Origin of the sequence: Flagellimonas iocasae, assembly GCF_042682725.1 — a bacterium.
In the GTDB taxonomy this organism is placed as follows: domain Bacteria; phylum Bacteroidota; class Bacteroidia; order Flavobacteriales; family Flavobacteriaceae; genus Flagellimonas; species Flagellimonas iocasae.
In genome coordinates, this window is record NZ_JBHUHU010000005.1 from 623,785 (window position 1) to 648,167 (window position 24,383).

General features: G+C 41.8%; 17 protein-coding genes. 5 read left to right on the forward strand and 12 right to left on the reverse strand.

Annotated features, from left to right (window positions below):
• Genes ACFSJE_RS16820 through ACFSJE_RS16845 form a run of 6 tightly spaced genes read right to left on the reverse strand, consistent with a single transcriptional unit; the run spans window position 1 to window position 12,395 of the window.
• Entirely contained in the window at window positions 1-3,495 is a 3,495-nt protein-coding gene (locus ACFSJE_RS16820) for a VCBS repeat-containing protein (protein WP_379832030.1), read from the reverse strand.
• A gap of 44 nt (window positions 3,496-3,539) precedes the next feature.
• A complete protein-coding gene (locus ACFSJE_RS16825; RefSeq protein WP_379832031.1) occupies window positions 3,540-6,317 on the reverse strand; it encodes a GH92 family glycosyl hydrolase in 2,778 nt (925 codons plus the stop codon).
• 1 nt (window position 6,318) lies between these two features.
• Window positions 6,319-7,818 (reverse strand): RagB/SusD family nutrient uptake outer membrane protein, encoded by a 1,500-nt coding sequence (locus tag ACFSJE_RS16830; RefSeq protein ID WP_379832032.1) that lies wholly within the window; start codon window positions 7,816-7,818, stop codon window positions 6,319-6,321.
• A 12-nt stretch (window positions 7,819-7,830) separates the two neighbouring features.
• Window positions 7,831-10,959 (reverse strand): SusC/RagA family TonB-linked outer membrane protein, encoded by a 3,129-nt coding sequence (locus ACFSJE_RS16835; protein WP_379832033.1) that lies wholly within the window; start codon window positions 10,957-10,959, stop codon window positions 7,831-7,833.
• 13 nt (window positions 10,960-10,972) lie between these two features.
• Window positions 10,973-11,938, reverse strand: coding sequence for a DUF4961 domain-containing protein (locus tag ACFSJE_RS16840; RefSeq protein WP_379832034.1), 966 nt, complete (start codon window positions 11,936-11,938; stop codon window positions 10,973-10,975).
• Window positions 11,939-11,960: 22 nt separating this feature from the next.
• Window positions 11,961-12,395: a DUF5004 domain-containing protein gene (locus ACFSJE_RS16845; RefSeq protein WP_366590710.1), complete on the reverse strand. Its 435-nt coding sequence runs from the start codon at window positions 12,393-12,395 to the stop codon at window positions 11,961-11,963.
• A 455-nt stretch (window positions 12,396-12,850) separates the two neighbouring features.
• Here ACFSJE_RS16845 and ACFSJE_RS16850 point away from each other — a divergent pair, with 455 nt between their 5' ends.
• The 3 genes from ACFSJE_RS16850 to ACFSJE_RS16860 all read left to right on the forward strand — a co-directional run bounded on the left by ACFSJE_RS16850 (window position 12,851) and on the right by ACFSJE_RS16860 (window position 15,864).
• Window positions 12,851-13,858, forward strand: coding sequence for a sterol desaturase family protein (locus tag ACFSJE_RS16850; RefSeq protein WP_379832306.1), 1,008 nt, complete (start codon window positions 12,851-12,853; stop codon window positions 13,856-13,858).
• 538 nt (window positions 13,859-14,396) lie between these two features.
• Complete coding sequence (locus tag ACFSJE_RS16855; protein ID WP_379832035.1) at window positions 14,397-15,302, forward strand: polysaccharide deacetylase family protein; 906 nt, start codon at window positions 14,397-14,399, stop codon at window positions 15,300-15,302.
• A gap of 253 nt (window positions 15,303-15,555) precedes the next feature.
• Entirely contained in the window at window positions 15,556-15,864 is a 309-nt protein-coding gene (locus tag ACFSJE_RS16860; RefSeq protein WP_379832036.1) for a DUF1569 domain-containing protein, read from the forward strand.
• Window positions 15,865-15,931: 67 nt separating this feature from the next.
• Here ACFSJE_RS16860 and ACFSJE_RS16865 read toward each other — a convergent pair whose 3' ends face one another.
• The 6 genes from ACFSJE_RS16865 to ACFSJE_RS16890 all read right to left on the reverse strand — a co-directional run bounded on the left by ACFSJE_RS16865 (window position 15,932) and on the right by ACFSJE_RS16890 (window position 22,282).
• Window positions 15,932-16,639: a galactosamine-6-phosphate isomerase gene (locus ACFSJE_RS16865; RefSeq protein ID WP_379832037.1), complete on the reverse strand. Its 708-nt coding sequence runs from the start codon at window positions 16,637-16,639 to the stop codon at window positions 15,932-15,934.
• Entirely contained in the window at window positions 16,636-17,190 is a 555-nt protein-coding gene (locus ACFSJE_RS16870) for a gluconate 2-dehydrogenase subunit 3 family protein (RefSeq protein WP_379832038.1), read from the reverse strand. Before ACFSJE_RS16870 ends, ACFSJE_RS16865 begins: the two co-directional genes overlap by 4 nt.
• Window positions 17,191-17,203: 13 nt before the next feature.
• Window positions 17,204-18,019: a Gfo/Idh/MocA family protein gene (locus ACFSJE_RS16875; protein ID WP_379832039.1), complete on the reverse strand. Its 816-nt coding sequence runs from the start codon at window positions 18,017-18,019 to the stop codon at window positions 17,204-17,206.
• A complete protein-coding gene (gene fbp / locus ACFSJE_RS16880; RefSeq protein ID WP_379832040.1) occupies window positions 18,016-19,032 on the reverse strand; it encodes a class 1 fructose-bisphosphatase in 1,017 nt (338 codons plus the stop codon). The genes ACFSJE_RS16875 and fbp overlap by 4 nt, the downstream gene beginning before the upstream one ends.
• Before the next feature lie 34 nt (window positions 19,033-19,066).
• On the reverse strand, window positions 19,067-20,881 hold the full coding sequence (locus ACFSJE_RS16885; protein WP_379832041.1) for a sodium:solute symporter family protein: 1,815 nt from the start codon (window positions 20,879-20,881) through the stop codon (window positions 19,067-19,069).
• A 192-nt stretch (window positions 20,882-21,073) separates the two neighbouring features.
• Window positions 21,074-22,282, reverse strand: coding sequence for a hypothetical protein (locus ACFSJE_RS16890; protein ID WP_379832042.1), 1,209 nt, complete (start codon window positions 22,280-22,282; stop codon window positions 21,074-21,076).
• A gap of 112 nt (window positions 22,283-22,394) precedes the next feature.
• Here ACFSJE_RS16890 and ACFSJE_RS16895 point away from each other — a divergent pair, with 112 nt between their 5' ends.
• Window positions 22,395-23,123, forward strand: coding sequence for a glucosamine-6-phosphate deaminase (locus ACFSJE_RS16895; RefSeq protein WP_379832043.1), 729 nt, complete (start codon window positions 22,395-22,397; stop codon window positions 23,121-23,123).
• A 13-nt stretch (window positions 23,124-23,136) separates the two neighbouring features.
• Window positions 23,137-24,369, forward strand: a complete 1,233-nt coding sequence (locus tag ACFSJE_RS16900) for an NRAMP family divalent metal transporter (RefSeq protein ID WP_379832044.1) — start codon at window positions 23,137-23,139, stop codon at window positions 24,367-24,369.
• Window positions 24,370-24,383: the final 14 nt, after the last annotated feature.

Here is a 24,383-nt window from a genome sequence, read left to right on the forward strand (position 1 = left end):
TTACTTCTGTTTTGTGTTAAACTTAATCTTGGCATTCTTGGGCAATTGCACCTTTCTGGTGGATTGGGACAAATACCCCTCGCCATTATAGAATTCCATTTTTCGTTGTTTTCCATTTTCCAAGGTGATGATGCCCGATTGCGCATCCTGTGTGACCATTATCATGTTTTCCAAACCTTGGTTTATTCGATGTATCTTAAGGCTATCATTGTTGATGGAAGAAACCAACAGTTCCCCCTCTTTCCCCAGTAACCGGACCAAGGCACGGGCATTCCCATTGACCATAAAACCGGTATTTTTATGATTCTTCGGTTTGAAGTTTCCCGTACCATCCCCTTTTAGGACAAGTCCCAAAAAGGCATCGTTCTGTCCATAGCCCACCTCGTACTCGTAAAAGTTGCCTATAAGGATGACGTCCAAGTTCCCATCCAAGTCCACATCTGTGATGGTAGTTCCCATAATTGGCGCCCATTGGGCCTCCGTGGGCAAGGGCTTTACATTGAACTTGCCCCCTCCTTTGTTTTCAATATATAGGCTCTCCAAATTTTCCACGGTTCTCTTGATAGGGTTATCGGCCATATTGTTCAAAAGGAGGTCCTCAATCTGGACATCGGCATAGGAACGATAATTTTTATATCTACTTTTAATGGAAACCATTTGTTCTGCCAATAAATCCCTTGATGCCAGCGGGTAGCTCATCATAGCCCCATCGGGACTTAGACCATATTGCGTGATCAAGGGGTCCACTCTGCCATCCTTGTCAAAATCCCCAACATGCAGTTCCATGGGATATTCCCCTGATGCCATATACACGCTATTGGTTCCTTGGTTCCCGACGATATAGTCCATATCCCCGTCATTGTCAAAATCCCCGCCATTGACGCTGTTCCACCAACCCGATGAATTGGGTAATACAGCTTTTTCAAAACTTCCTTTTTGATTCTTGTACAGGGTTACCGGCATCCATTTCCCCACAACCACTAAATCTACCCAACCATCATTGTCCACATCGGTCCAAAGGGCCGCGGTAACCATTCCCAATTCATGTTCGCCCAATTTTGAGCGGGTGACATCGGTGAACCTCCCTTGGTTGTTTTCCAATACATAGCTTTTAGGTGACACCCCATAGCTTCCGGGAACAACCATTCCGCCTACAAAAAGGTCCAAATCCCCATCTTGGTCATAATCAGAAGCAATTACACAACCCCCACTCGTGTTCATGGTGGGCAAAGCATTTTCGGCCATGGTTAAATTCCCATGACCATCGTTTATATACAATCTATCCTGATAATGTCCTGGCTTCATCAGCGAGAATTCGGACCCTCCACTGACCACATATAAGTCATTGTCCCCATCGCCGTCCGCATCAAACCATATGGCCCCAACATCTTCATGCTCGGTAGTACCTTCAAAAATTTTGTTTTCAAAGCGGCCATCTTTGGCTTGGATATACAGCTGACCTGAAAAACCATGCGAGCCTCCAATGAAAAGGTCATCCAAACCATCACCATTGGCATCAGCAACCGCAAGGGAAGGTCCATTGCTGGAAAATTTTTGTGGAATGAGCGGCTCTATATCAAAATCAGAAAAAGGGATTTCCTGATGTTCAAAAGGAATAATCTTATCAACCTTGGAAAACATTTGATTTTTTTCAACCGTACGAATCCGCTCAGATACCTCAGAAGCACCGGAATACTCTAGTGTCAATGTAGTGCCCATCCCACCATTGGAATAGGTCTTTCCTTTTCCATCTGGCCAAACCACGATAAGGCTGTCCATTTTTTGATCCTTCTGAAATGCAAAATACAGTGAGGGTGCAACACTGGATTGAAAACCTCTGGTGGTATAGTTCTCTGAAAACTGAACCGCACTCCCAGTATAGGCCCATACTTTTGCCCCTATCCCATTTGGATTGGTCTTTGGTCCTTTAAAAATGAGTTTTAGGGAATGACCTCCATTATTTTTACGGTGGGAAGAGGTGTTCTCCAGTACACTGGCTTTATCATTGATGTTGTTAGTGACAATGTCAAGGTCTCCATCATTGTCCAGATCTGCGTACACCGCCCCATTTGAAAAACTAGGGGATTCAGGGGCCCATGTAGATGAAGTGTTCATGAACTTCAACCCGCCATTGTTCTTATAAAAATAGTTTTGGAGCTTTACCTCGGGCAGTTTGTTGATACTGGCCAAGTATATACTGTCCGCTTCCTCCCTGGTCCTAAACTTGAATTGCTTTCTGCGATACACAATGAAATCCAAATCGGTCATATCCTTGAGGTAGCCCGTAGTGATGAACATATCCTTTAGACCATCGCAGTCATAATCAGCCATCAATCCTCCCCAACTCCAGTCCGTACTGCTAATACCCATAAGTTGGCCCACCTCACTGAACGGGGCCTGGCCTCCATTGTTCAATTGGAAGGTGTTCCGCATGTATTGGGGTTGATAGCCTACACTTTTGCTGAATTCAAAAAGGTTGTGGTTGGGTTTGTTCAGCATCAGTTTCCTACGACGATTATCCGAAGGCAGCATATCCAATACCAAAACATCGGTAAGACCGTCATTGTTGATATCGGCAATGTCATTGCCCATACCATTATGGCTTTGGTGACTGAGAAACTCCTTAGATCTGTCCTTAAAAGTTCCGTCCCCTTGGTTGATATACAGGATATCATTGGAAATAAAATCGTTGGACACGTAAATATCCGGATACCCATCTTGATTAAGGTCGCTTATCCCTACCCCAAGACCAAACCCTTCAATCGTAATACCAGCTTCATCAGAAACATCCGTAAAGACTGGGTGCCCAAATGGACCAACACCATCGTTGCGGTACAGTTTGTCATTGCTTTCGGATTCCCCATTCAGTTTTCGTGGCACAGGATTGTTCATCCCGGTCATTTGGTGCATATGGTTGAGCAGGTACATGTCCAAATCACCATCCTTGTCATAATCCAAAAAAGCGGATTGTGTGGAATACGAAGAATCTGCCAACCCGTATTCCTGGGCCATTTCCTCGAAGGTTCCATCACCTTGGTTAATGTAGAGTAGGTTTTTTCGTTGTTCTGGATCTAAATGTCCAGATCGGGACACATAAATATCCAACCAACCATCTGTATTGATATCCACCATGTTCACCCCAGAAGACCATCCTTTGGACTCCAGACCTGCTTCTTCGGTGATATCCTTGAACCTTAGATTGCCTTGGTTCAGGTATAATTTGTTGGAAACTTGGTTTCCCGTAAAGAAAAGATCGTCCCATCCATCATTATTGATGTCGCCCACCGCAACACCTCCACCATTGAAGTAGTAGATGTAGTTGAGGATATTCAAATCGTCATCCAAGGGAAGGTCATTGGAAAAATGGATTCCAGAGACTTTGGCCGCCACTGGCTGGAAGAGGTATTCCCCCCGCTTTGTACACTCTGTGCACGACGCACCCAAAATCAAGAGTACAAAAGACCAAATCCCAGATGTTACAATCCCTTTTTTCATTGCTCACTCCTTCTGTTGATGGAAGGTTCCTCTTTGCTATACGTTCAATCTTGAATTCCCCAATTGGTATTGGGTTCAGGTCCAAGTTGCAGGATAAGCTCCCCTCCCTTTTGAAAAACATCATGGGTGAACCAAAATGTTTGGAGCGGCTCATTGTTCAACCTTGCCTTTTGGATATAACTGTTCTCTTTACTGTTGTCCAAGGTTTTGATGGTAAACTCTTTTCCTTGGTAATAGCTTGGATTGAGTTTTATGGTTATCTCGTCAAAAACCGGACTGGTAATTTCATATTTAGGGGTGATGGAATTGTTCCCTGTTAAGCTAAAAAGCCCCATGGACATCAAGGCACTTACGCCACTCATCTGACCTTGGTCCTCATCATGGCCTCCGTATCCTTGATCTACAGTTGTTGCTCCATAAGCCTGCTCATTTACCCTTCTCACCCAATATTGTGTGAGCCATGGCTTTTGTACATGGTTAAAAACATGCGCATTGGAACAACCTGGTTGATTGGCATAACTGACGTAGCCATCGGAATACCCAAATACAAAATCTTCGGGAGCGGCTTGCTCAAAGGCAAAGTTGAGCTTATCGGCAAGGGCATCGTTCCCTCCCATAAGCTGTGACAATTTAGATATGCCATGGGAGACCGACCAGGTTCCTTGCCATGCGTTGGATTCTACCCAACCATGACCAGACAACAAATCTGTATGCACCCAATTGCCCGATTTGTCTTTGGGTAACAGTAATTTTGAGTCGGAGTGAAACAATTTGGTCCATCCTTCCGCTCTTTTGGAAAAATAGGCATGATCCTTCGCCCTACCCATTTTCTTTGCCATTTGGGACAGGGACCAATCTTGAAAGGCCCACTCCAATGTTTTGCCAGCATTTTCTGGGCAATACCCATTTTCTATGTAAAACTCTAGGTCTTCCGCAGAGGCGCTCATCATACCTCCGGGCATGTGATTGTTTTTCATGACCTGAAACGCGTGTTTTGGACTTGTTTTTGTCATCAAATCTTTCATGTAGGTGCTCACTAACATATTTGTTGCCGGGTTTCCTGTCATTATATACGAATACCCCCCTGCTATGGCGCCTCTAGGTAGCAACCCACCATTATCTGCATATTGGACCAAGGAGGCCGAAAAATCATCCAAAATTTCGGGCCATGCCAATCCCCAAACAATGTTCAGGTTCCATTGGGTTAGCCAAAGGGCATCAAAATTGTACATATTGAACTTAGACTCCCCATCTTTTCCTTTTGGGAGCGACCTTACTTTTAAATCGGCCTTGGTAAAGTTTCCATGACGTTCTCCTTGGGTATAATCGGGATAATCACCACTAACATCATTAAGGATCCTTCTTCCCAAAAGTATATGCCATAAGTCGGTATAAAACTTTTCACGTTGCTGCTCGGTTCCTCCCTTAACCGCAATTCTACCCAGTTTTTCTTCCCATATTTTGAAGGCATCTTCTTTGTAACGGTCAAAATCCCAATGTGGAGCTTCGGTTTGAAGATTTTTGCGGGCATTTTCCACAGAGGTATATGAAATGGAAATCTTCATTTGAACTTCGTCCCCAGCCTCTACATCATAATTGGCAGCAATTCCCGTAGTCGGCGCATCCCAATAGCTCTGGGTAATTCCGGCAAAAACGACCGAATCTCTACGGGTCATGGTATCGCTCCCCTTTATAGAGTTGATATTGTCGAATCTTTCTTTGTCCTTCCATCCATCCAAGGATTTGAAGGATTTATCAAATTGAATCACAAAAAACACCTTGACCTTTTCCGGACCACCCCAAAACCTACCCGCTGAATCAAAGGAACCTTCCAACTCATTTTGGTTGACCTTGCGAACATCTGCATTGATCATGGTAGAGTTCCCTAGATATCCTCCTAAATTGGTCAAGATACCGGCCTTGTCCGCTTTTGTGTATTTAAACCGATATAAGGTAGTACGCTTGGTACTGGTAAGCTCTGTCCACACATGGTGCTCTTTAAGATATAGGCGTTGATATCCGGGCATGGCTATTTCATCATCATGACTAAAACTCGACTTCCAACCTTGATCTCCCAAAGTAGGTTCTATATTACCAAGTGTGGGCATGATCTGTATTCCGGAAAGACACCAACCATGAATCTGTTCGAACCCCAACACCTCTGTGGAATTATAGTTGTACCCTCCCCCATATTGATTTTTATTTCGAGTCACGGGGGCAGCAGCCACCATTCCCATGGGATGTGCTCCGGGTGTGAAGAAAAAATAACGTCCTTTGGCGGATTCTATAAACGGGTTTACCCAAAACAAAGGGTTTTCGCTATCTGTTGGTGATGCGAACACCTCTATTTCGGAAAGTCCCAGGTTAAGCCCCTCTCCATCGGTTACCTCAAAACGTACCCATTGAACACTCTTGGCAGGAAACTCCACTCTTTTGGCATCGCCATTGTTTGGGATGGTGGTTACCCTAATAACGGAACCATCACTAAACTTAAGGACACCTCCTGCGGTATGTTCGTCCAGACCCGGCCGATCATAAATGACTATGGTGTTAATGCTTCGAGGTCTGTCCCATTCCATTTGAAGCCAAGGCAATAGGTTGGCTCCCCATGCCTTTCGCTCTCCTTTACTGGCCCACTCACCCATACCGTCCAATCGAATTACACCATCAACCAATTTGGAGGCTTCACTTCCCTGTAGTTCTGAGGAAACCTTGAGTGTGGCATAACTTGCAATATTATCCGAAGCAAGCAAGGAAGGGCTTCCAAAGATGATCAAAAATATAAATGTGATCTTAAGGCCTTGAAAAAATGTTTTGTCCATATCAGTACCCAGAGTTCTGTGTCAAATTTTGATTGATATCCCTTTCGCGTTGTGGAATAGGAAGTAAATTATGTCTGGCCGCCACGGGAACCCCGGGCTTGGCCTCGGTAACCTTTTCTTCCAGTTTGCCAAATCGAACCAAATCGAACCAACGATGACCTTCCCACGTCAGCTCTTTTTTGCGTTCTTCCAATATAGCTTCCTTAAAAGCTTCGTAACCCATGGTCGATAGATCGGGAAGTACATTGCGTTCCACCCCATCAGCAAATCTTGCCCTTTTCCGCACTTGATTGATGGCATCCAATGCAGCAGGAGTGCTCCCATTGTTCTGCTCATTCAACACTTCGGCATACATGAGCAATATGTCTGCATAACGGATAAGCTGAAGGTCATTGGCCGTATTGTTCACCAAAGGTTCTGCTTCCCGATCCCAATATTTTACAATGTGTGGGGTATCAAATTCCACCAATTCCCCATTGATCATATCTTGGGTCATAAAAGTGATTTCCTTTCGTCTATCTTCATCATCAAAAGAATTGTACAGGGACATTGTGGGTATCTCAAGTCCGCCACCATTCGGCCTTCCACCGTACACACCGCCAGGAAGTGTCCGGTATACAAGATGCCCTCCTTCCCAAAGGGTGGTGAACAAATCCGTACCCTCCAAAAAGCTTATGGCAAACAGTACTTCTTTTCCGTTGTTGTTCGCTATTTTGAAGACATCCGCATAATCTTCCCAAAGTCCAAACCGACCACTGGACATAATTTCTTCCAACTTGGTTTTGGCCAATTGAAGGTCTTCACCATGTTGTAGTGCCGCTTTGGCCATATAAGCTTTGGCCGACCAACTTGTGGGTCTGCCGTTATCCAAGCCTGTTTGCTCTGTTGGGAGGCTGTTTTCGGCCATGGTCAAATCTGCAAAAATCTGGGCGTATACTTCAGATATTTCCGCCCTACCCTGGAAAGCACTGGAGGTAAATACTTTCTGTGGTTCCAATTGCAATGGAACCTCTCCAAAGAAACGCACCAATTCAAAATAAAGCAATCCACGCAAGAAATGCGCCTCTCCCAATAAATCGTCCTTGGTACCCTCATCCATATCCACGTCCGGAATATTAATTATGGCCATATTTGCTGCATTGAGTCCTAAGTACAGGTTGGACCAAATCTCCAATGCTATGGTGTTTTCCGGTGTGTGGGCCATCGCAGAGAGCTGGTTGTAACCATCCCCTCTATTAAAACTGGTTTCACCTTCGTCGGATAGGAGTGCATTGGCAGTCCAATAATTGGCAAAGTACAATCCCTTGGAGTTCAGGGTTTCATCAAAAGTGGCCCCCAAGTGCCCATAAATACCATTGATGGCCAACTTGGCATCTTGTTCTGTTTGATAAAATGTATCCTCAGTATAAAAGGTCTTCACTTCTTCTTCCAAGGAGCTTTCACAACCCAAGATCAAAATCAGGGCAGCGAAGTAAATTCTATAATTTTTGAATTGTTTCATGATTTTGATTTTTTAAAAGTTTACGTTAAGACCCAATAGATAAGTTCTAGAGGTTGGATATCCTCCAAAATCCGCCCCAGCACTTAAATTGTTGTTCTGTCCTCCAAAACTTACTTCGGGGTCTACACCGCTATAGTTGGTCATGGTGAACAAATTTTTCCCAGTGAGATAAAACCTAAGTTTGTTGATTTTCATTCTGGACAGGAACTTGGTTGGTATGGAATATCCCAACGTGGCCGATTTCAACCTTAAATAGGAGCCGTCTTCAACATAATAATCCGAAAACACTATATTTCTAGGGCCATCTGCTGCTCTAGTGTAGGTGTTGCTTGGATTTTCCGGTGTCCATCTATTGGAAAATGCTTCCAACAAAACATTGCCCTGCCCATTCAGGTTTTCAAGGTTTATCCGATTGAAGTTGGCAATTTCATTGCCATAAACCCCCTGCATGAATATATTAAGGTCCCAGTTCTTCCAAGTGACCGTATTGTTGATACCAAATGTGTATTCCGGGACAGGGTTCCCTATAAAAGTCCTATCGTTGTCGGCATCTATTACACCATCGCCATTCAAGTCTTTATACTTTCGTTCCCCTGGGGTAAAAGTGTCCGTTGCAAACATCGGGGTGGTAGCGGGGTCATCATCCAGCTGAATGATTCCATCCGAAACATAACCGTAGAATGCCCCGATCTCACCACCCTCTTCCAGTAGCTGCCAATTGGTAATTCCCAAAATCCCAAAACCTGTGGGAATATTGTCCAAACCGGCCAGATCCAATATTTTGTTCTTGTTATAAGCTCCGGTTATGTTTGTGTCCCAATTAAATTCCCCTTTGAACAATTGTGCATTGATACCCAATTCAATTCCTTCGTTGCGCACACTTCCGGCATTGACCACACTTTGGATGTATCCGGTTTGTGAAGGTACTTGGAGGTTCAGCAACAAATCTTCCGTATTTTTTCGGTATCCATCAATAGTGAATCCCAATCGATCATTGAAAAATCCGAGGTCCAGACCAATATTGTATTGCTCGGTACGCTCCCATTTAAGGGCACTGTTGGCCGGTGTACTGGGCAATTGCCCCACCACCTCATTATCATTAAAGGAATGATAGGTAGGCTTGAATGTGGATTGCGCGGAATAGGGTGCAATGGACTCATTACCTATGATTCCGTACCCCAAACGCAGTTTTAGATAGAGTCCGGAGTCCTGAAGAAAATCTTCTTCCGAAACATTCCATGCGAAAGCTCCTGATGGGAAAAATCCATATTTATTGCCATCCCCAAATTTGGAGGAGCCATCAACCCGCGAAGTAGCCGTAAAGATGTATTTGTTGTCCAAAATGTAGTTGACCCTTCCAAAATAGGAAATCAATCTGGATTCTATGATGTTGGAACTGACCCCGGGGTTCAATCCAAGTCCCAAGTTGTTGGAACCAAAATTTTCCGTTGGGAATCCCAAGGCATTCCCTGAAAGGGATTCAATGGTGAAATCTTGCCACGAAGCCCCTACCAAGGCATTCACACGATGTCTATTGTTAAAGGTATTGGTGTAATTCAACGTGGATTCTGCCAAATAGCTGGTGGCCGTATTCTTGGCTTGGGCCGCAAAAGCCCCTGGTGAATTTCCAAAATCGATTTCCTCGGTCCTAAAATAGAATTGTTCATTGATATTCAAGTCTACCCCTAAGGTAGTCTTCAACTGTAGATTTTTGGCCAAATCCCATTTAATGGCCAAGTTATCCAATATCCTTGTGGCCTTACCCTTGCTTTCCGATAGATTTTGATAAGCCACCGGGCTTGGGAAATTGGGAATCTGTTCTTGGATGTTGCTTACTTCGTTCACAAAGGTTCCATCGTCCTGAACAATGAAATTCCCTTTGGTATAATTCCCTTCGGGATCGAAAACAGGCAATAGGGGATTGAATTGATATGCCCCTGTTATGGCACTACTGGCAACCTCCACCCCTCCTGTGGTCTCGGTCCTGGCCGTATTGAAGTTGGTCCTGTTCAAACTCAAGGAGTTCTCAATGGACAATTTTTCCGTAGCCTTAAAATCGAGGTTTACCCGAAAATTGTATCGTTTAAAATCGGTTTCAATAACCACTCCTTCCTGATCTAAATACGACCCGGAAACAGCATACTTAATATCTTGGTTCCCTCCCTTTATGGAAAGGTCGTGGCTTTTGGTAATGGCCGTCCTGAAAATTTCATCCTGCCAATCGGTACCCACTCCAAAAGAGGTTGGGTTTGAATAAAACCTAGGGGCTCCCGAACCATTGTACCTGGACTCATTCACGTAAAATGCAAATTGTGATGCATTGAGCACATCCAGTTTTTTTATAACCTCACTTACCCCTAAATAGGTGTCGTAATTGATTTGGGCATCCCCGTTCAATCCTCTCTTTGTGGTAATTATGATGACCCCATTGGCCCCACGGGAACCATAAATGGCCGTAGCGGAAGCATCCTTCAACACATCTATGGAGGCAATATCGTTGGCACTCAAGGTAGAAAGGGCATTGATGGAAGGCCCTTCGGCCACACCTGCGGAAAGGTTGTCACTGTTGTTGTCCACAGGAAAACCATCGATTACATATAAAGGTTCATTACTGGCATTGATGGAACTACTTCCCCGAATCCGGACAGAAGTGGCACCCCCGGGTTGACCCGAAGTTTGGGTCAATAACAGTCCCGAGACCCTTCCTTGTACAAAATCATCGGCGGTAGTGGAACGTACCGACTCCAAATCCTCGGATTTAATGGTGGCAATAGACCCCGTAAGATCTTTCTTGGTCGTGCTTCCATAACCAATGATGACCACCTCGTCCAATTCGTTCACATCTGTTTTCAAGGCCACATTGATGGTTCGTTGTCCGCCCACCGGAACCTCTTGGGAACTAAACCCCTGATAGCTGAAGACCAAGGTTACATCCCCACTCGGGACTTCCAAGGTATATTCTCCATCAAAGTTGGCGGAGGCACCAATGGCCATACCCTTCACCACTACATTGGCCCCGGGTAGCGGAAGACCATCGTCTTCTGCGGTGATCACCCCTTGAATGGTAATATTTTGTGCAAAGGCCATAAGATTGCCAAGCACCAAAAAAATGACAACAAGGCCTTTTGTTCTGTTTTTCATAATCGTCATGTTTTTAATTCGTACAGTTGGCTATTAGTTGAAAGTCTTCCCCGGTATCTGGATTCTTGACCTCGACATCTCCATTTTCATTGATAAAACTGAAAGTGATATCCGCAATTTCCTGACTTGGCAAAGCATTGAAAAGCTGTCTGGGCCATATGGATATTTCCCATTGGTCATTGCCGGTACTGCGCATTTTGGTGATACTGGCATTATCGCATATCTCAACAGCTTGTCCATCTATAACAGCTTTGGCACAGAGATATACATCAGTAGCCCCTGAAAGCGCTGTTGGTGATCCTTCGGGTCCCTTTGTGGCATCAAACCCAATATGGATAATGTCATCATACGTATATTCCGCCGGTTGAAAGGTTACGGGAAAGGGAAGTGGACCACAGAGGTCTATCAACGGATTGGACCCTCCGGTCACTTCCATGCAAGGGGTGAACCTTATATCGGTCTCTCCCGAAGTGATGCCGTACCCTGAAGTTCCCACAATATATCCCAGTTGTGTTTTAAGGTTATCGATCCCGACATCCATGGAAAGTTGGATCTGTCCGGTGAAGTTTACGCCATTTGCACCGGATACCGTTTCATCGGAGATAAACACCACCCACTCTACCAGACCATAATTTTCACCGATTCCGGCAAGATCCATAATGGGAGTAGCATAATCCGGGTCGGCACCATTGGCCAGTCGCATGGTTCCATTTCCATTATCAGAAGTATAGGAAGCCGTGGCATTGGAAGCTATGTCCCAAGCCTCAGGAGCCAAAACGCCAAATATAATGTTGTGGGCCGCATCTTCGGCTGGGGCAACATCAACATCTATAGTGATGTCCATTCTCTCTCCAATACCCATGGAAGAGGGTTGATTTACATTATTGATGGTAATGCACATGCTCAACAACAAAAACAGTAGAAACAGTGCTTTTGGCTGAAACAGGATGCGTTTTAGTTTGTATAGTTTGTTTTTCATTTCAGTGCATGTTAGTTTCTGGTTATTTGCTCAATCGGTATGTATACGTATTAGAGGTACAGCCTATTGGAACTGTCACTGTAAGCTCATCCCCACCAGAAAGCACTGCTCCCTGAATATCCAGGCTTGTACCATCCGAAAAATTAATCTTGGTAGGATATACAGGATCATCAAATGACCAGCTCCCACTCGCCTGCTCCAAAGCAAAAGGTGTTGTTAGATTGGAAAGGGTATACGAAGATGGCATCCCATTTTCATACGATAATTGCAGGGAAAAGGATTGAAAATCTATAAGATTGGTGATATCGTTCCCATTCTGGAGCACTTGGTCAATCTTCCAGTCACCATCAATGTTGGTGACGAACTCGGTAAACCCATCAGGGTTTTGTTCTGGGTCGTCATCACAACTTAATACAGCCATGACCGACAGTAATAAAATCAATCGCAAACATTTCATAAATACATAGTTTGAAGGATAGTTTAGTTAACGGCACATTTTGTTGAACAAGTCATCAAATGAAAATGGGAAGACCGAAAGCATTGAATCGACACTTCCTTCTTCCCAACATTCATTTTTAGAACTAAACCCAACAATTCAAATAATTCTATTAAAATATCATCTATTTCACCCAACCTAGCCCATCTTTGGCCAATCAAAAATTAGGTGTGTTATGTTCATATGTTCATACATATGTTCAAATATAGATATTTATTGCATGTTGCCAAAAAAAATGTTTCTTTTTTGTCAATTCATTATTATAGTAACCCCTGAATTATTGATAGCCTAAATATGGTACTTATAGCAAACTCTCGTTGGTCCGCTCCAAGAGAACCATTAAAACGTTTTCGTAAATCGTTTACTCACAAATATGTTCATATGTTCATACATAAAAAATAGTATATTTGAACGAAGTGAAATACGATCAACTTATGGATTTCTTGAATGCAGTTTTTGATGAAATAATGAATTTTTTAGGCTTCACCAGGATACTGGAAGCCTTAAAAACAGAAAACTACGTCTTTTTCAAAAGTTTTGATGGTATCATGTCCTGTATCTTCCTAGCGCTTCCCATTTTACTTTTTGTTGAGTTCTTCATTGTTTTTTTCAGGGAAAGGGAACAATTAAAGACGTACAAAGTAAATTTCTTCATCATTGTCTTTAATAGGGTGATTGGCCGTATTCTTTCATTGGGCACCATTGTGTGGTGTATCGGTTTCTTTCAAGAGTATGCACCTTTTCAGACCTCTTACACTTGGTATTGGTTTATTTATGGATATATGGTCTGGGAATTGGGCAGTTTTATCTATCACTATTTTGGCCACAAAGTTCGTTTGCTCTGGTGCCTCCACTCCCCACACCATGCGGCGGAGACCATGAACTTATCCGTAAACCATGCGCATTTTTTTCTCGAGTTCCCGTATGCTGATTTTATACGTACCGCAACATGCATGCTCCTTGGAGTTGACCCAAAGCTGTTCTTTTCCATTCTTCTGCTGGATATTACCTATGCCACTTTTATCCATGTTGGTGAGCATGTACTGCAAAAAGGACGTTTAGGATTCCTTGGAAAACTTATTTTAACTCCCTCACACCATCGGGTTCACCACGGTAGAAATCCCCTGTATATGGATACCAACTTCTGTAATCTCTTGAACATTTGGGATAGGGTTTTTGGAACCTATCAAGATGAGGAAGACCACCTTCCCATCCAATATGGTATAACCCGTGAGATGGATTCGGGAAGTTTCTTTGATGTCTATTTTGGTGAATTCAAAGCACTCTACAAAGATGTGGTCAGTGCTCCAGGCCTAAAAAACAAAATATTATATCTGTTCATGCCCCCGGGATGGAGTCATACGGGAGAGCACCAAACTGCAAGAATTGTCCGAAAGCGATTTTTGAATCAAGATTCAAAATAGAAATTGCCAAATCTTGCATAATTGTCCTCAGTTCGTACATAATCTAATCCGTTGAATCATTAGGTAAGTGGCATGAAATTTTACCAGACCAGTGATATAGTGAAGATATTTAACCCCTTTCGGATAATGTGCCCGAAGGTCTATTATTAAAAATCAAACCCTCCTAACATGTAATGATTGGTTGATAATAATTTCAAAATCGCCTTTCAAAAAGTTTAGCTTTGTCCTCTTGAGTTCTCTTACAACGGAAGTATTAATTATGCAAAAGAAATCACTATTAACCTTACTTTTCCTGTTGCCCCATATTCGACACCGCAAATTGACAATTAGGAGAATCCCAATATTCATAAAAGCTCTATCCGAAAAAAGCTTGACAAACTATTTTTGGATTTATCATTAGAAACTCTTAAAGTTTCAAATAGTGAATTCTATTGATGTAGACTTAAAGGTTGTTACGATTTAGTGAATGGATTTAATCGATGTAAGTAATCAAAAACAACATTTTTTAATTAAGTGATGCAATAGTTCAAACAAAAAATTGAAAAGACTTAAATTTATAGGTCATCATAAGTTAGATATGAAGTTAGCCGAACTCCTAGGGTATAAAGAACACACGAAGCTACTAATAATCCATGCAGATGATGCAGGTCTATCACATTCTGAAAATATGGCCACCATTGAGTCCCTTAAGCATGGAGTGGTGAATTCTTATAGCATCATGATAAATTGCCCATGGTCTTTTGAAATTTGCCAATTTGCCAAACAGAATCCCCAATTCGATTATGGTATACACTTAACCTTGACATGTGAATGGGAGACCTACAAGTTTGGTTCCGTCTTACCAAGTAATCAAGTACCCAGTTTACTGGATCAGAATGGATTTTTTTATATGAGACGGGAACAACTTGTAAGCAATGCAACTCTGGAAGATGTTGAGAAGGAACTAGATGCTCAGATACAACGTGCATTTCAACTGGGATTGAACCCTTCCCATATAGATTCACACATGTACAGTGTAGGTTCATGCCCGGAATTCTTTAAAATTTATCAGGATTTGGGCACAAAATATCAACTGCCCATTATGGTCAGTGAACAATTAATGGAAATGGTTGGATTAAATCCCAAGTACTATATCAAAACTGGAGATTTACTTATCAAAAAGGTCCACTACGGAATATTCGATTACTTTAAATCACAAAGTTTACGTGAATACTATTCAAAAGTTTTCGAAGATTTGGTTTCCGGATTAAACTTAATATTGATACATCCTGCCTATGACACTTTTGAAATGAAGGGTATTACAATTAATCATCCAAACTTTGGTTCTGAGTGGCGACAAATCGACTTCGATTCATTTACCAGTGATAGTTGTAAAGAACAGCTTAAAAAAAGCGATATTGAGTTGATTACCTGGAGGGATATAAGAAATGTAATGTATAATTGATATATGTATTGACTTGTTAGTATTTGAAAGCTCAGCTTCGGAAAAGTTTAACATACGATTATTTATACTAGACATTAACGAGTGTTGTCAATGAAGCTCTGAGATTGTTGACTATAAGTTGCAAAATGGATTTAACCACAGCGCAAATAGAAGACTTTTTTAAAGAATTGATAAATTAGACCCTTCCAGAAAGCCTAAATTCGGGAAAATAAATGATTGCCAAATGATTTGTCATTGTACTGATTTTTTTAGAATGGCCAAAGGAAATAAGAAATCGGATGAATATGGTATCGTCCACCCAAACGAAATCCTCCAACGCTCTAGTTCAGGACAAACCGTGCCTGCTCCAAAAGGCTTCGGTCAAATCGAAGGAGGGGGAACTGTACCTGCCAGTTTTGAAAATGATAAAGCAATCTTAAAAGAACATATTCGAGAATTTTCGGAATTTGACAAGGATTTTCAGTTTGTAGAACATCCTTATTTTGGAAATATTAGTTATAACAGATGGGGTGAGCTAGCTATTTATCATCTAAATCATCATTTGAAACAGTTTTCCGTTTAAATAAATGGAGAAGATAAAAATCCGGAAAAGTTCAATAAAACAGTTTAATGTAAGATACTTAGACTGACTAGGAGTTTTTTACAGATAAACAATCTACATTGGGGTGTAACCATAAGAAAGAGGCAGGCAATTGCGGGGTTATGATTTTTTCCTTTAAAATTGAAATGGCTTCTTCCTTGCCAGGTCCATAAACCAAGAGGATGATTTTTTTTGCAGAGAGGATGTTTTGCATTCCTAGCGTCATTCCAAATGATGGTTTTTGGTTTAAATCTTTTACCATACCGTGCTTTTGTGAAGCCTCTGTAAGTTGGGCCACATGGCAAAATGGTTGCAAGTGGTGATAAGGCTCATTAAAACCAATATGTCCGTTCTTTCCCAATCCTAAAATACATAAATCGATTGAACCGTCATTTTCAATCTTTTGTTGGATTCTTTCACATTCTTGCCGAGCATTTTGTGGGTTGGTGCCAAAACCCGTATATCGGTTATTCGAAATGTCCAAGGGTTTCAGAAGGTGTTCCTGCAAATAATACTCACAAGAACCTGGGTGTGTGTTGGGGAGCCCTCCCCATTCATCCAATTTTACAATTTGGAGCTCTTTGAAAAGCTCCTGCTGATTCAAATATTGCCTTGCCAAAAACTCATAAGTTCCTGTTGGGGAGTTTCCCGTGGCTGCACATATACGAAGGTCTTTCTTCTTTTTAAGTTCTGAAAGTACCATATGTCCAGCATATGCACTCATCTCTCCATAGTTATCAAAGGATAGGTTATTCATGATATCCAAGCGCTTTTACCATTATAAAGAATATAGCCTTCGAATCTATCGGGAACGGAATTGTAACGAAGTGCTTCTGTCGCACCACCTTCAGAAATGAAATACCCCAGAAGGTAAGTTCTTTGAGCATGGTAAGGAAATGGGGCTTCTCCAAAGATGTGACTTTTTTTGATCCCTTCATCAAATTGGGTCAGTATTCTTAGTTTTTTTTCTTTGGAAAGAGAAAGGAATGATTCCCCCAATTCATCGATGGACTTTTCTTCGACTTTACCTATACCATCAACAAAAATTGAGGCATCATCCTTACTATAACAGTCATTTACGATTATTTTCATAAACGCTCTGATATAGGCAACCTTTGCTCCAGGTGATTCCTCCGTGTCAGGAAGAATTGTTTCGCCGATTTCGTCAAGGAAGCGAACATTGTCATTGGTCACCATTTCAGACCTTTTCTTGTGAGGTGCATCACAGCCCGATAAAAAGAATTGGGACCCTATGATACTTCCTCCCAGAATGGTGGCCTTTAGTTTTAAAGTATCTCTTCTTTCCATGTTTTGATTTATTTTAGAATAATTGGAATGTAACCACTATACTTTCTTCCACCAATTTATAGGGTATGTCCACATCGGACTTGAAAGGAAGTAGCACTTTTTTTCCAGTCTCTGTTGATTCATAGGCGGCAAGTATCAATTTCTGTACAGTCTTGCCATCTACTCCAGTCACCAAAGGCTGTTTGTCATTTTTTACACAATCCATAAGATGTTTAAATTCCTGTGGAAAGCCATGGTTCCAACTCCCTTCAAACATGGTATAGCCCCATCCAATGGTGTTTCCTATCTTTTCCACAGCATAGTCTACTCCTTTGTTACTGTAGGTTTGGATGGAGTTGCCTTGGAGTATATCTGCATAGGCCACTCCTTCAGAACCATGTACTTCGACTTTGTCGTCCATGTCTCCAAGTTTAGTCCAGCTCTCTTCCATTATGGCCGTTACAACATCTTCTAATTTCAGAATAATAATGGAGTTGTCCTCACCTTCGGTTTTATCCTGGTGCACTCTGGTCATGATTTGCGCATACACCAATTTGATATTTTTCTTAGGATGCAAACATCTAAAGAATTGGATGGCATGGCAGCCCATATCCATGGTTACCCCACCTCCGGAGCTTTCAATATCCCAAAAATGGTCGGAATTGGGCCCGTCGTGTTTTTCAGATTGTTTGAAGAGCACAGGTTCTCCAAGTGCACCGTCATCCAATAAAGCTTTCAAACGTTCATATTTAGGGGCAAAACAAAGTTCTTCGGCATACATGAGCTTTGCATCGGCTACTTTGCAGACATCGATCAGTTTGGATTGGCATAAATTCAGCTCATTGGTCATACCTCTTTAATAAACTTCTCGACCAATTCCACCAAACTTTTTGTCCCACACAAAAAAGGTACTCGCTGATGGATATCCTTAGGAACAATCTCCATAATCCTATTGATTCCATCACTGGCCTTGCCTCCTGCCTGTTCTGTTAAAAATGCTATTGGATTTGCCTCGTACAACAGCCGTAACTTTCCATTTGGTGCAGATGTCCCCTGGGGATACAAATAAATTCCTCCAAAAAGCATGTTACGGTGGATATCGGCCACCAATGAACCTGTATATCTGGCGGTCAAGGGGCGGGTTCCATTTTTTTCTATTCTCTGGGCCCACTTGATAAATTTCTTAATGCCCTTTGGGAAATGTCCATAATTCCCCTCATTTATTGAGTAGGTGTATCCTGCATTAGGGAACCTTATATCTTTATGCGACAAAAAAAACGAACCAATACCTGGGTCAAAGGTAAATCCATTTACTCCGCTACCCGTGGTATAAACCAGAATTGTAGAAGACCCATAGGTGAGATACCCTGCTGCCACTTGTTTTGTTCCCGCTTGCAAGAAATCTTCTCGTTTAACCGGTGTACCCGGTTTTGAAACCCGTCGATAGATACTGAAAATAGTTCCTACGGTAATGTTTGCATCGATATTGGAAGAGCCATCAAGAGGATCCATGAGGACCACATATTTGGAACTATCATTGATTTCATTATCAAAAGAAATAAAATCTTCTTCCTCCTCAGATACTATTCCACTAACAACACCCCTATTTCTTAGGGTATTTATAAACACCTCGTTGGCCATGACATCAAGTTTCGCCTGATGTTCACCTTGCACGTTTTCATTCCCTGTCTTACCGATGATATTCGACAACCCTGCCCTGTTGATGGCCTGATTGACCATTTTTCCAGCTAGTCTAAAGGAACTTAACAATGCAGTAAGCTCGCCTTGTGCATATTCAAAATCCTTTTGATTTTCAATAATGAACTCACCAAGTGTAATTGGGCGATCAATATGATTTTTCATTGTATTTTCAGTTATACAAATTCAACAATTCAAATTATAAGATATCATCTTCAACCCTCTTCCAGAGCTTGATCAATAGAAACATTGCCAACAATGCAATCAGGGTAAAAATTGTTGCCCTCCAATACTGCCCATAAATCCAATACCCCGTTGACAACATCAAAGCATAAATCATAAAGCAACCCGCAATCATCGCATATATACCGTCTGGCACACTCCATTTCTGCTTATTCTCAAGATGGACTTTTGTGTTCTGGGTCATCGCTTTCATTACCTTTCTCCACCCTGGACCTCCTGGATTGATTTTATTACAAAATCCAATCAATGTCTCCGAAGATTCTGGTTGGGTCATAAACGTTACCCCAAGCCAGATCAAAGAGGTTGAGAGTACCACAAAAGGATATTCCATCCAAGGCGATAAAACTCCAGAATCAGTCCCGAACAAATACGTTCCAATCGGTGTAAGTTTAAGTGTTATTGTAATTAGTCCCGAAGCGAGCATAGCAGCAATCTCGCTCCATGCATTGATTCGCCACCAAAACCATCGCAGTATGAATATCAATCCCGTGCCCGCACCAAAAACCAGTAAAATCTCAAAAAGTTGAAGTGCATTTTGAAGCAATAGGGCCAACACCGCACTCAAAATCATCAAACCTACAGTGGAAATCCTTCCCATGTCCACCAAACGCCTTTCTGAAGCATTTGGATTGACACGTGCTTTATAAAAATCATACACGATATAGGAAGACCCCCAGTTAAGCTGCGTGGAAATGGTTGACATATAGGCCGCAACAAGAGAGGCCAAGACCAAACCCAACAACCCGGTCGGAAGTTTTGTTAGCATGGCAGAGTATGCCAAATCATGTCCCAGTTTGTCCTCTGCTACGATTGGGAAGGCCTGTTTGAGGCTCTCCAGGTCAGGAAACACAACCAAAGAGGCCAGGGCCACTAATATCCAAGGCCATGGACGGAGGGCATAATGCATTATATTGAAAAAAAATGTGGCTCCTATGGCATGTTTTTCATTTTTGGCCGAAAGCATCCGCTGGGCAATGTATCCTCCCCCTCCAGGTTCCGACCCAGGATACCATGAGCTCCACCATTGTACGGCCAAAGGGATAATAAAAAGGGTTATTAAGGTTTCTGTATCCGTTGTATCAGGAAGTATGTTTAGCTTTTCATGAACTACTTCATGGGAAAGCAAAGCATCCAAACCACCGACTTCTGGTATATTAATCAAATAATAGGCGGCCCCGATAGCACCTCCCATAGCCACAAAGAATAAAATAAAATCAGTGTATACAACCCCTTTGAAACCACCCACAGCACTAAAGATGACCGTAATGAGACCAGCACTGATAACAGTCTGCCAAGGTTCTAGCCCCAACATGATACTTCCAATCTTTATGGCTGCCAGTGTCACAGCGGACATGGTGATTACATTAAAGACAATCCCGAGGTATAAAGCCCTAAACCCTCTTAAAAACCGTGCTGGCCTTCCTCCATAACGAAGTTCATAAAACTCCAAATCGGTATTAACATTAGATTTTCGCCAGAGTCGAGCATAAACAAAGACTGTTAAGAGTCCGGTCAACAAAAAGGCCCACCAAACCCAGTTTCCAGATACACCGTTGGTTCGCACAATATCGGTGACCAGATTGGGTGTGTCAGTTGAAAAAGTGGTGGCCACCATAGAAATACCAAGCAACCACCAAGGCATTGACCTTCCAGAAAGAAAGTACTCCGTACTGCTCTTTCCAGAGCTTTTGGACACAAAAAGTCCTATGCTAAGCGTTATTGAAAAAAATCCGAATATTAGTACCAGATCCCAAGTCTCCAGTGTTACCATACCTTTTTGGTTTTAAAAGTTTATCATCATAAAAATTAAAGGTTTTCACCAATGCTGTATAAAAGTCATATTCCAGTATAAGACCCAAGAAGTATATTTTGAAATATTTGCTTTGTCAAATCAAGAAATGTAACACTGCTGTCTCAGACTACATTCTGGGTGTCGATTCTCTTCTCTATGGCCATTACATTTCTATTCACTGGAATAATAAATGGCAATAGGATTGTTTATGGCCTTAAAAAAATAATTAATCTGTTTATTTAGATTATCTAAACCATCCAAAACTAGATAAGCATTTTTCTCATGGTACCTACTGCCCTTGGTAACTATAGTATTGTGGTCATGAACAAGCCTTCTGTTCCAATATCTCCCCTCATTCCCTGCTTTGGTGATTTTCATGTGAGGCTTATATAGAGTGGATTCCCCACCATTTATATGCGTATTGTCATAGTCCAACTGCAGACTTACCAAACCATAGCCTTTAGGTTTATTGATAAAACCAACCCATTTAACATCATCTGCCAACGGAGCTTTTGTCAAGGAGTCCATCTTCACATCATCATATAATGGTATTTCCTTAGTTTTCCCCAAAGAGTCTGAATACACCAAATGCGTAAAAAGTTTATCCATTGTCATTTCATTGTTTCTTAAAAAAAAGAGATTTGCTTCTTTATTAAAACTCATGGTAGACTCGTAAAGAAAATAGGGCAATCCTGCAAAAAACTTGTATTTCTCCCATAAATCGATTTCTTCATAGCCCTTAACTCTTCCCTTTTTAACCATTTCAAGGAAGAAAGAGTTATTCTGACTAATTTTGGCATCATCCACGTTGGCATGGCCAATAGTTTTGTAATCCTCTGACTCTTTTTGAAAATTAGGGGCCCAATGCATATTATTGAGTTCCCTTTTAAGTAGGATATGCTTTTTTTTGATGAAGATTCCAGATAACTGTCCTGGATAAAGCCCTCTCTCAACCTTTGCAGGGGAAGTATTGAAATCTGCTATAAAAAACCGATTTTCCACAGTCATGGCCGGGTGCTCCCCAGTTATCTTCAATGTTTCCTCCTGTTGACCCTGCCCCGAGTCTGAATCCAGAACTAAAAAAGTTCTTTTTTGATGGGCATTAATGGACATTGGAAAAATGTAGGAAATGCTATCTTGATTCGAATCCTCCTGTATCAATTTTTTACCACGGAATATCTCATCAGTATCCTTGTCTTTCAAGACCAAAGTCCCTTGGCTTTGGCTGGGGCGTTTTACGACAACATATTCCAATGATCGAGCGATTCCTTCCGTTTCGGCCAATACTATTTCATCTTTTTTCTGTGCACTCTCACACCCCCATAACAGAACAGTGAGACAAAAACCTAATAACGGATAGTAACAATTTTTGTTTTTCATTTATACTCTTAGATAATTTACAAAGTATAAAAATAAGTTATTATAAGGTTTTAAATGAAAAATAATAATGAAATATAAAATTTAAATAAGATATTTGTTACAAACGAAATAAATGGAAATACTAATTTCAGAAAACAAAACAACTCTAGGGAGGGAAGCTGCAAAGCAAGGCGCCCATTTAATCCAAAAATCAATATCCAAAAATGGAAAGGCAAATATTATCGTGGCAACGGGAGCTTCCCAGTTTGAAATGCTAGAAGCCTTGGTCAAGCAAAATATTGACTGGTCCGTTGTTACATGCTTTCATTTAGATGAATATATTGGACTTCCCGAAACCCATCCGGCCTCTTTTAGAAAATATCTTAAAGACCGATTTGCCAGCATTGTTCAGCCCATGGATTTTCACTATGTAAATGGTGAAGGAGATACGGCCAAAGAATGTGAAAGGCTCCATAACCTCATTTTGGAACACCCTATTGATGTGGCGTTTGTGGGAATTGGAGAAAATGCACATTTGGCATTCAATGACCCCCCTGCAGATTTTGACACCAAAGCATCTTACCTTGAGGTAACTTTGGATGAGGAGTGCAGACAACAGCAAATGGGAGAAGGATGGTTTGATAGCTTGGACGAAGTCCCAACCAAGGCAATCTCCATGTCGGTAGATAGAATTATGCAATCCGAACACATCATTTGCAGTGTCCCCGATAAACGAAAAAGTCTCGCGGTCAGCAAAGTGGTCAATGGTTCCATAACCCCGGAAGTTCCAGCATCGATACTTCAAAAGCATGGTTCCACCTATTTATTTTTAGATCAAGAATCCTCTGCTTTGCTTAATTAATACGATTTCATAGATGTCCATCAAAAGAAAAATCATCACTTTTTTAAGCCTAATTGGGCCAGGCCTGTTTTTGATTGGGTACAACATTGGTACGGGAAGCGTCACTACCATGGCCAAGGCAGGAGCCGGAAACGGGATGTCTCTTTTGTGGGCCTTGGTGCTTTCGTGCATCTTCACCTATATCCTCATGGTCGCCTACGGGCAAGTCACCATTGTGTCCGGTAAAACTGCCCTGTTGAATATCAAAAACAACATTAGGTACGGCAAATCACTGGCACTTTACATTATGGCCGCCTTGATTGTAGGGGAGGTTTTTGCCTTAATGGGCATTATGGGTATTGCAACAGAGCTCTTGCAGGAAGGTGCCCGTTTGATTGATGGAACATTTGTTATCAGCACCGCCTCAGTTACCGCAATTATTGTTTTGGCGCTCTTTGTGCTGCTGTATTATGGAAAATATGAAATGTTTGAGAAACTGTTAACGACCATCGTTCTATTGATGGGGTTAAGTTTCATCATTGTTTTCTTTATGGTAAAACCCAATTTCCAAGAGATCTGGAAGGGGTTGATTCCTTCCATTCCCCAAAAGCCAGGTTCTTTTGAGTTGATTGCCGCCATGGTCGGCACCACGTGCTCAGCGGCCGTATTTATTGTGAGAAGTATTGTGGTAAGTGAGAAAAAATGGGCCATTAAGAACCTAAAAACTGAAAAACGGGACGCTTTTGTATCGGCCTTCATGATGTTGATCTTAAGTGGTTGTATCATGGCTGTGGCTGCGGGAACTCTCCGTGCATCAGGAAAAGAACTCGAAACCACCTTACATCTTATCTCCTTATTTGAACCCATTGGCGGAAAACTGGCGTCATTTATATTGATTTTTGGAATTACAAGTGCCGCCATTTCAACCATATTCCCGATTATATTGATTGCACCTTGGTTGATTAGCGATTATGCCGGTAAACCCAGAAATATTAAATCCCCTTTATTCAGGGTTTTGGGTGGATTGGGATTGCTGTTAAGTTTTGGGGCACAATTTATGGAAATGCGACCCCCTGCACTGTTGGTTTTTTCACAGGCCTTTCAAGCTTGTATCCTACCTGCAGTGACACTGCCCGTACTCATTCTAATCAATAAAAAGTCAATAATGGGAAAGCATACTGCAAGTAACTTAATGAATGTTGGCATTGGATTGGTAATGATATTTGGGTTGGTGACCACCTATTTGGCAATTATCGATTTTATCTAAAGTAAAATGTTCAA

Coding starts and splice junctions, on each gene's coding strand:
- ACFSJE_RS16820 (WP_379832030.1), bottom strand. CDS start 3,495: ATGAAAAAAGGGATTGTAACATCTGGGATTTGGTCTTTTGTACTCTTG.
- ACFSJE_RS16825 (WP_379832031.1), bottom strand. CDS start 6,317: ATGGACAAAACATTTTTTCAAGGCCTTAAGATCACATTTATATTTTTG.
- ACFSJE_RS16830 (WP_379832032.1), bottom strand. CDS start 7,818: ATGAAACAATTCAAAAATTATAGAATTTACTTCGCTGCCCTGATTTTG.
- ACFSJE_RS16835 (WP_379832033.1), bottom strand. CDS start 10,959: ATGAAAAACAGAACAAAAGGCCTTGTTGTCATTTTTTTGGTGCTTGGC.
- ACFSJE_RS16840 (WP_379832034.1), bottom strand. CDS start 11,938: ATGAAAAACAAACTATACAAACTAAAACGCATCCTGTTTCAGCCAAAA.
- ACFSJE_RS16845 (WP_366590710.1), bottom strand. CDS start 12,395: ATGAAATGTTTGCGATTGATTTTATTACTGTCGGTCATGGCTGTATTA.
- ACFSJE_RS16860 (WP_379832036.1), top strand. CDS start 15,556: ATGGCCAAAGGAAATAAGAAATCGGATGAATATGGTATCGTCCACCCA.
- ACFSJE_RS16865 (WP_379832037.1), bottom strand. CDS start 16,639: ATGAATAACCTATCCTTTGATAACTATGGAGAGATGAGTGCATATGCT.
- ACFSJE_RS16870 (WP_379832038.1), bottom strand. CDS start 17,190: ATGGAAAGAAGAGATACTTTAAAACTAAAGGCCACCATTCTGGGAGGA.
- ACFSJE_RS16875 (WP_379832039.1), bottom strand. CDS start 18,019: ATGACCAATGAGCTGAATTTATGCCAATCCAAACTGATCGATGTCTGC.
- fbp (WP_379832040.1), bottom strand. CDS start 19,032: ATGAAAAATCATATTGATCGCCCAATTACACTTGGTGAGTTCATTATT.
- ACFSJE_RS16885 (WP_379832041.1), bottom strand. CDS start 20,881: ATGGTAACACTGGAGACTTGGGATCTGGTACTAATATTCGGATTTTTT.
- ACFSJE_RS16890 (WP_379832042.1), bottom strand. CDS start 22,282: ATGAAAAACAAAAATTGTTACTATCCGTTATTAGGTTTTTGTCTCACT.
- ACFSJE_RS16895 (WP_379832043.1), top strand. CDS start 22,395: ATGGAAATACTAATTTCAGAAAACAAAACAACTCTAGGGAGGGAAGCT.
- ACFSJE_RS16900 (WP_379832044.1), top strand. CDS start 23,137: ATGTCCATCAAAAGAAAAATCATCACTTTTTTAAGCCTAATTGGGCCA.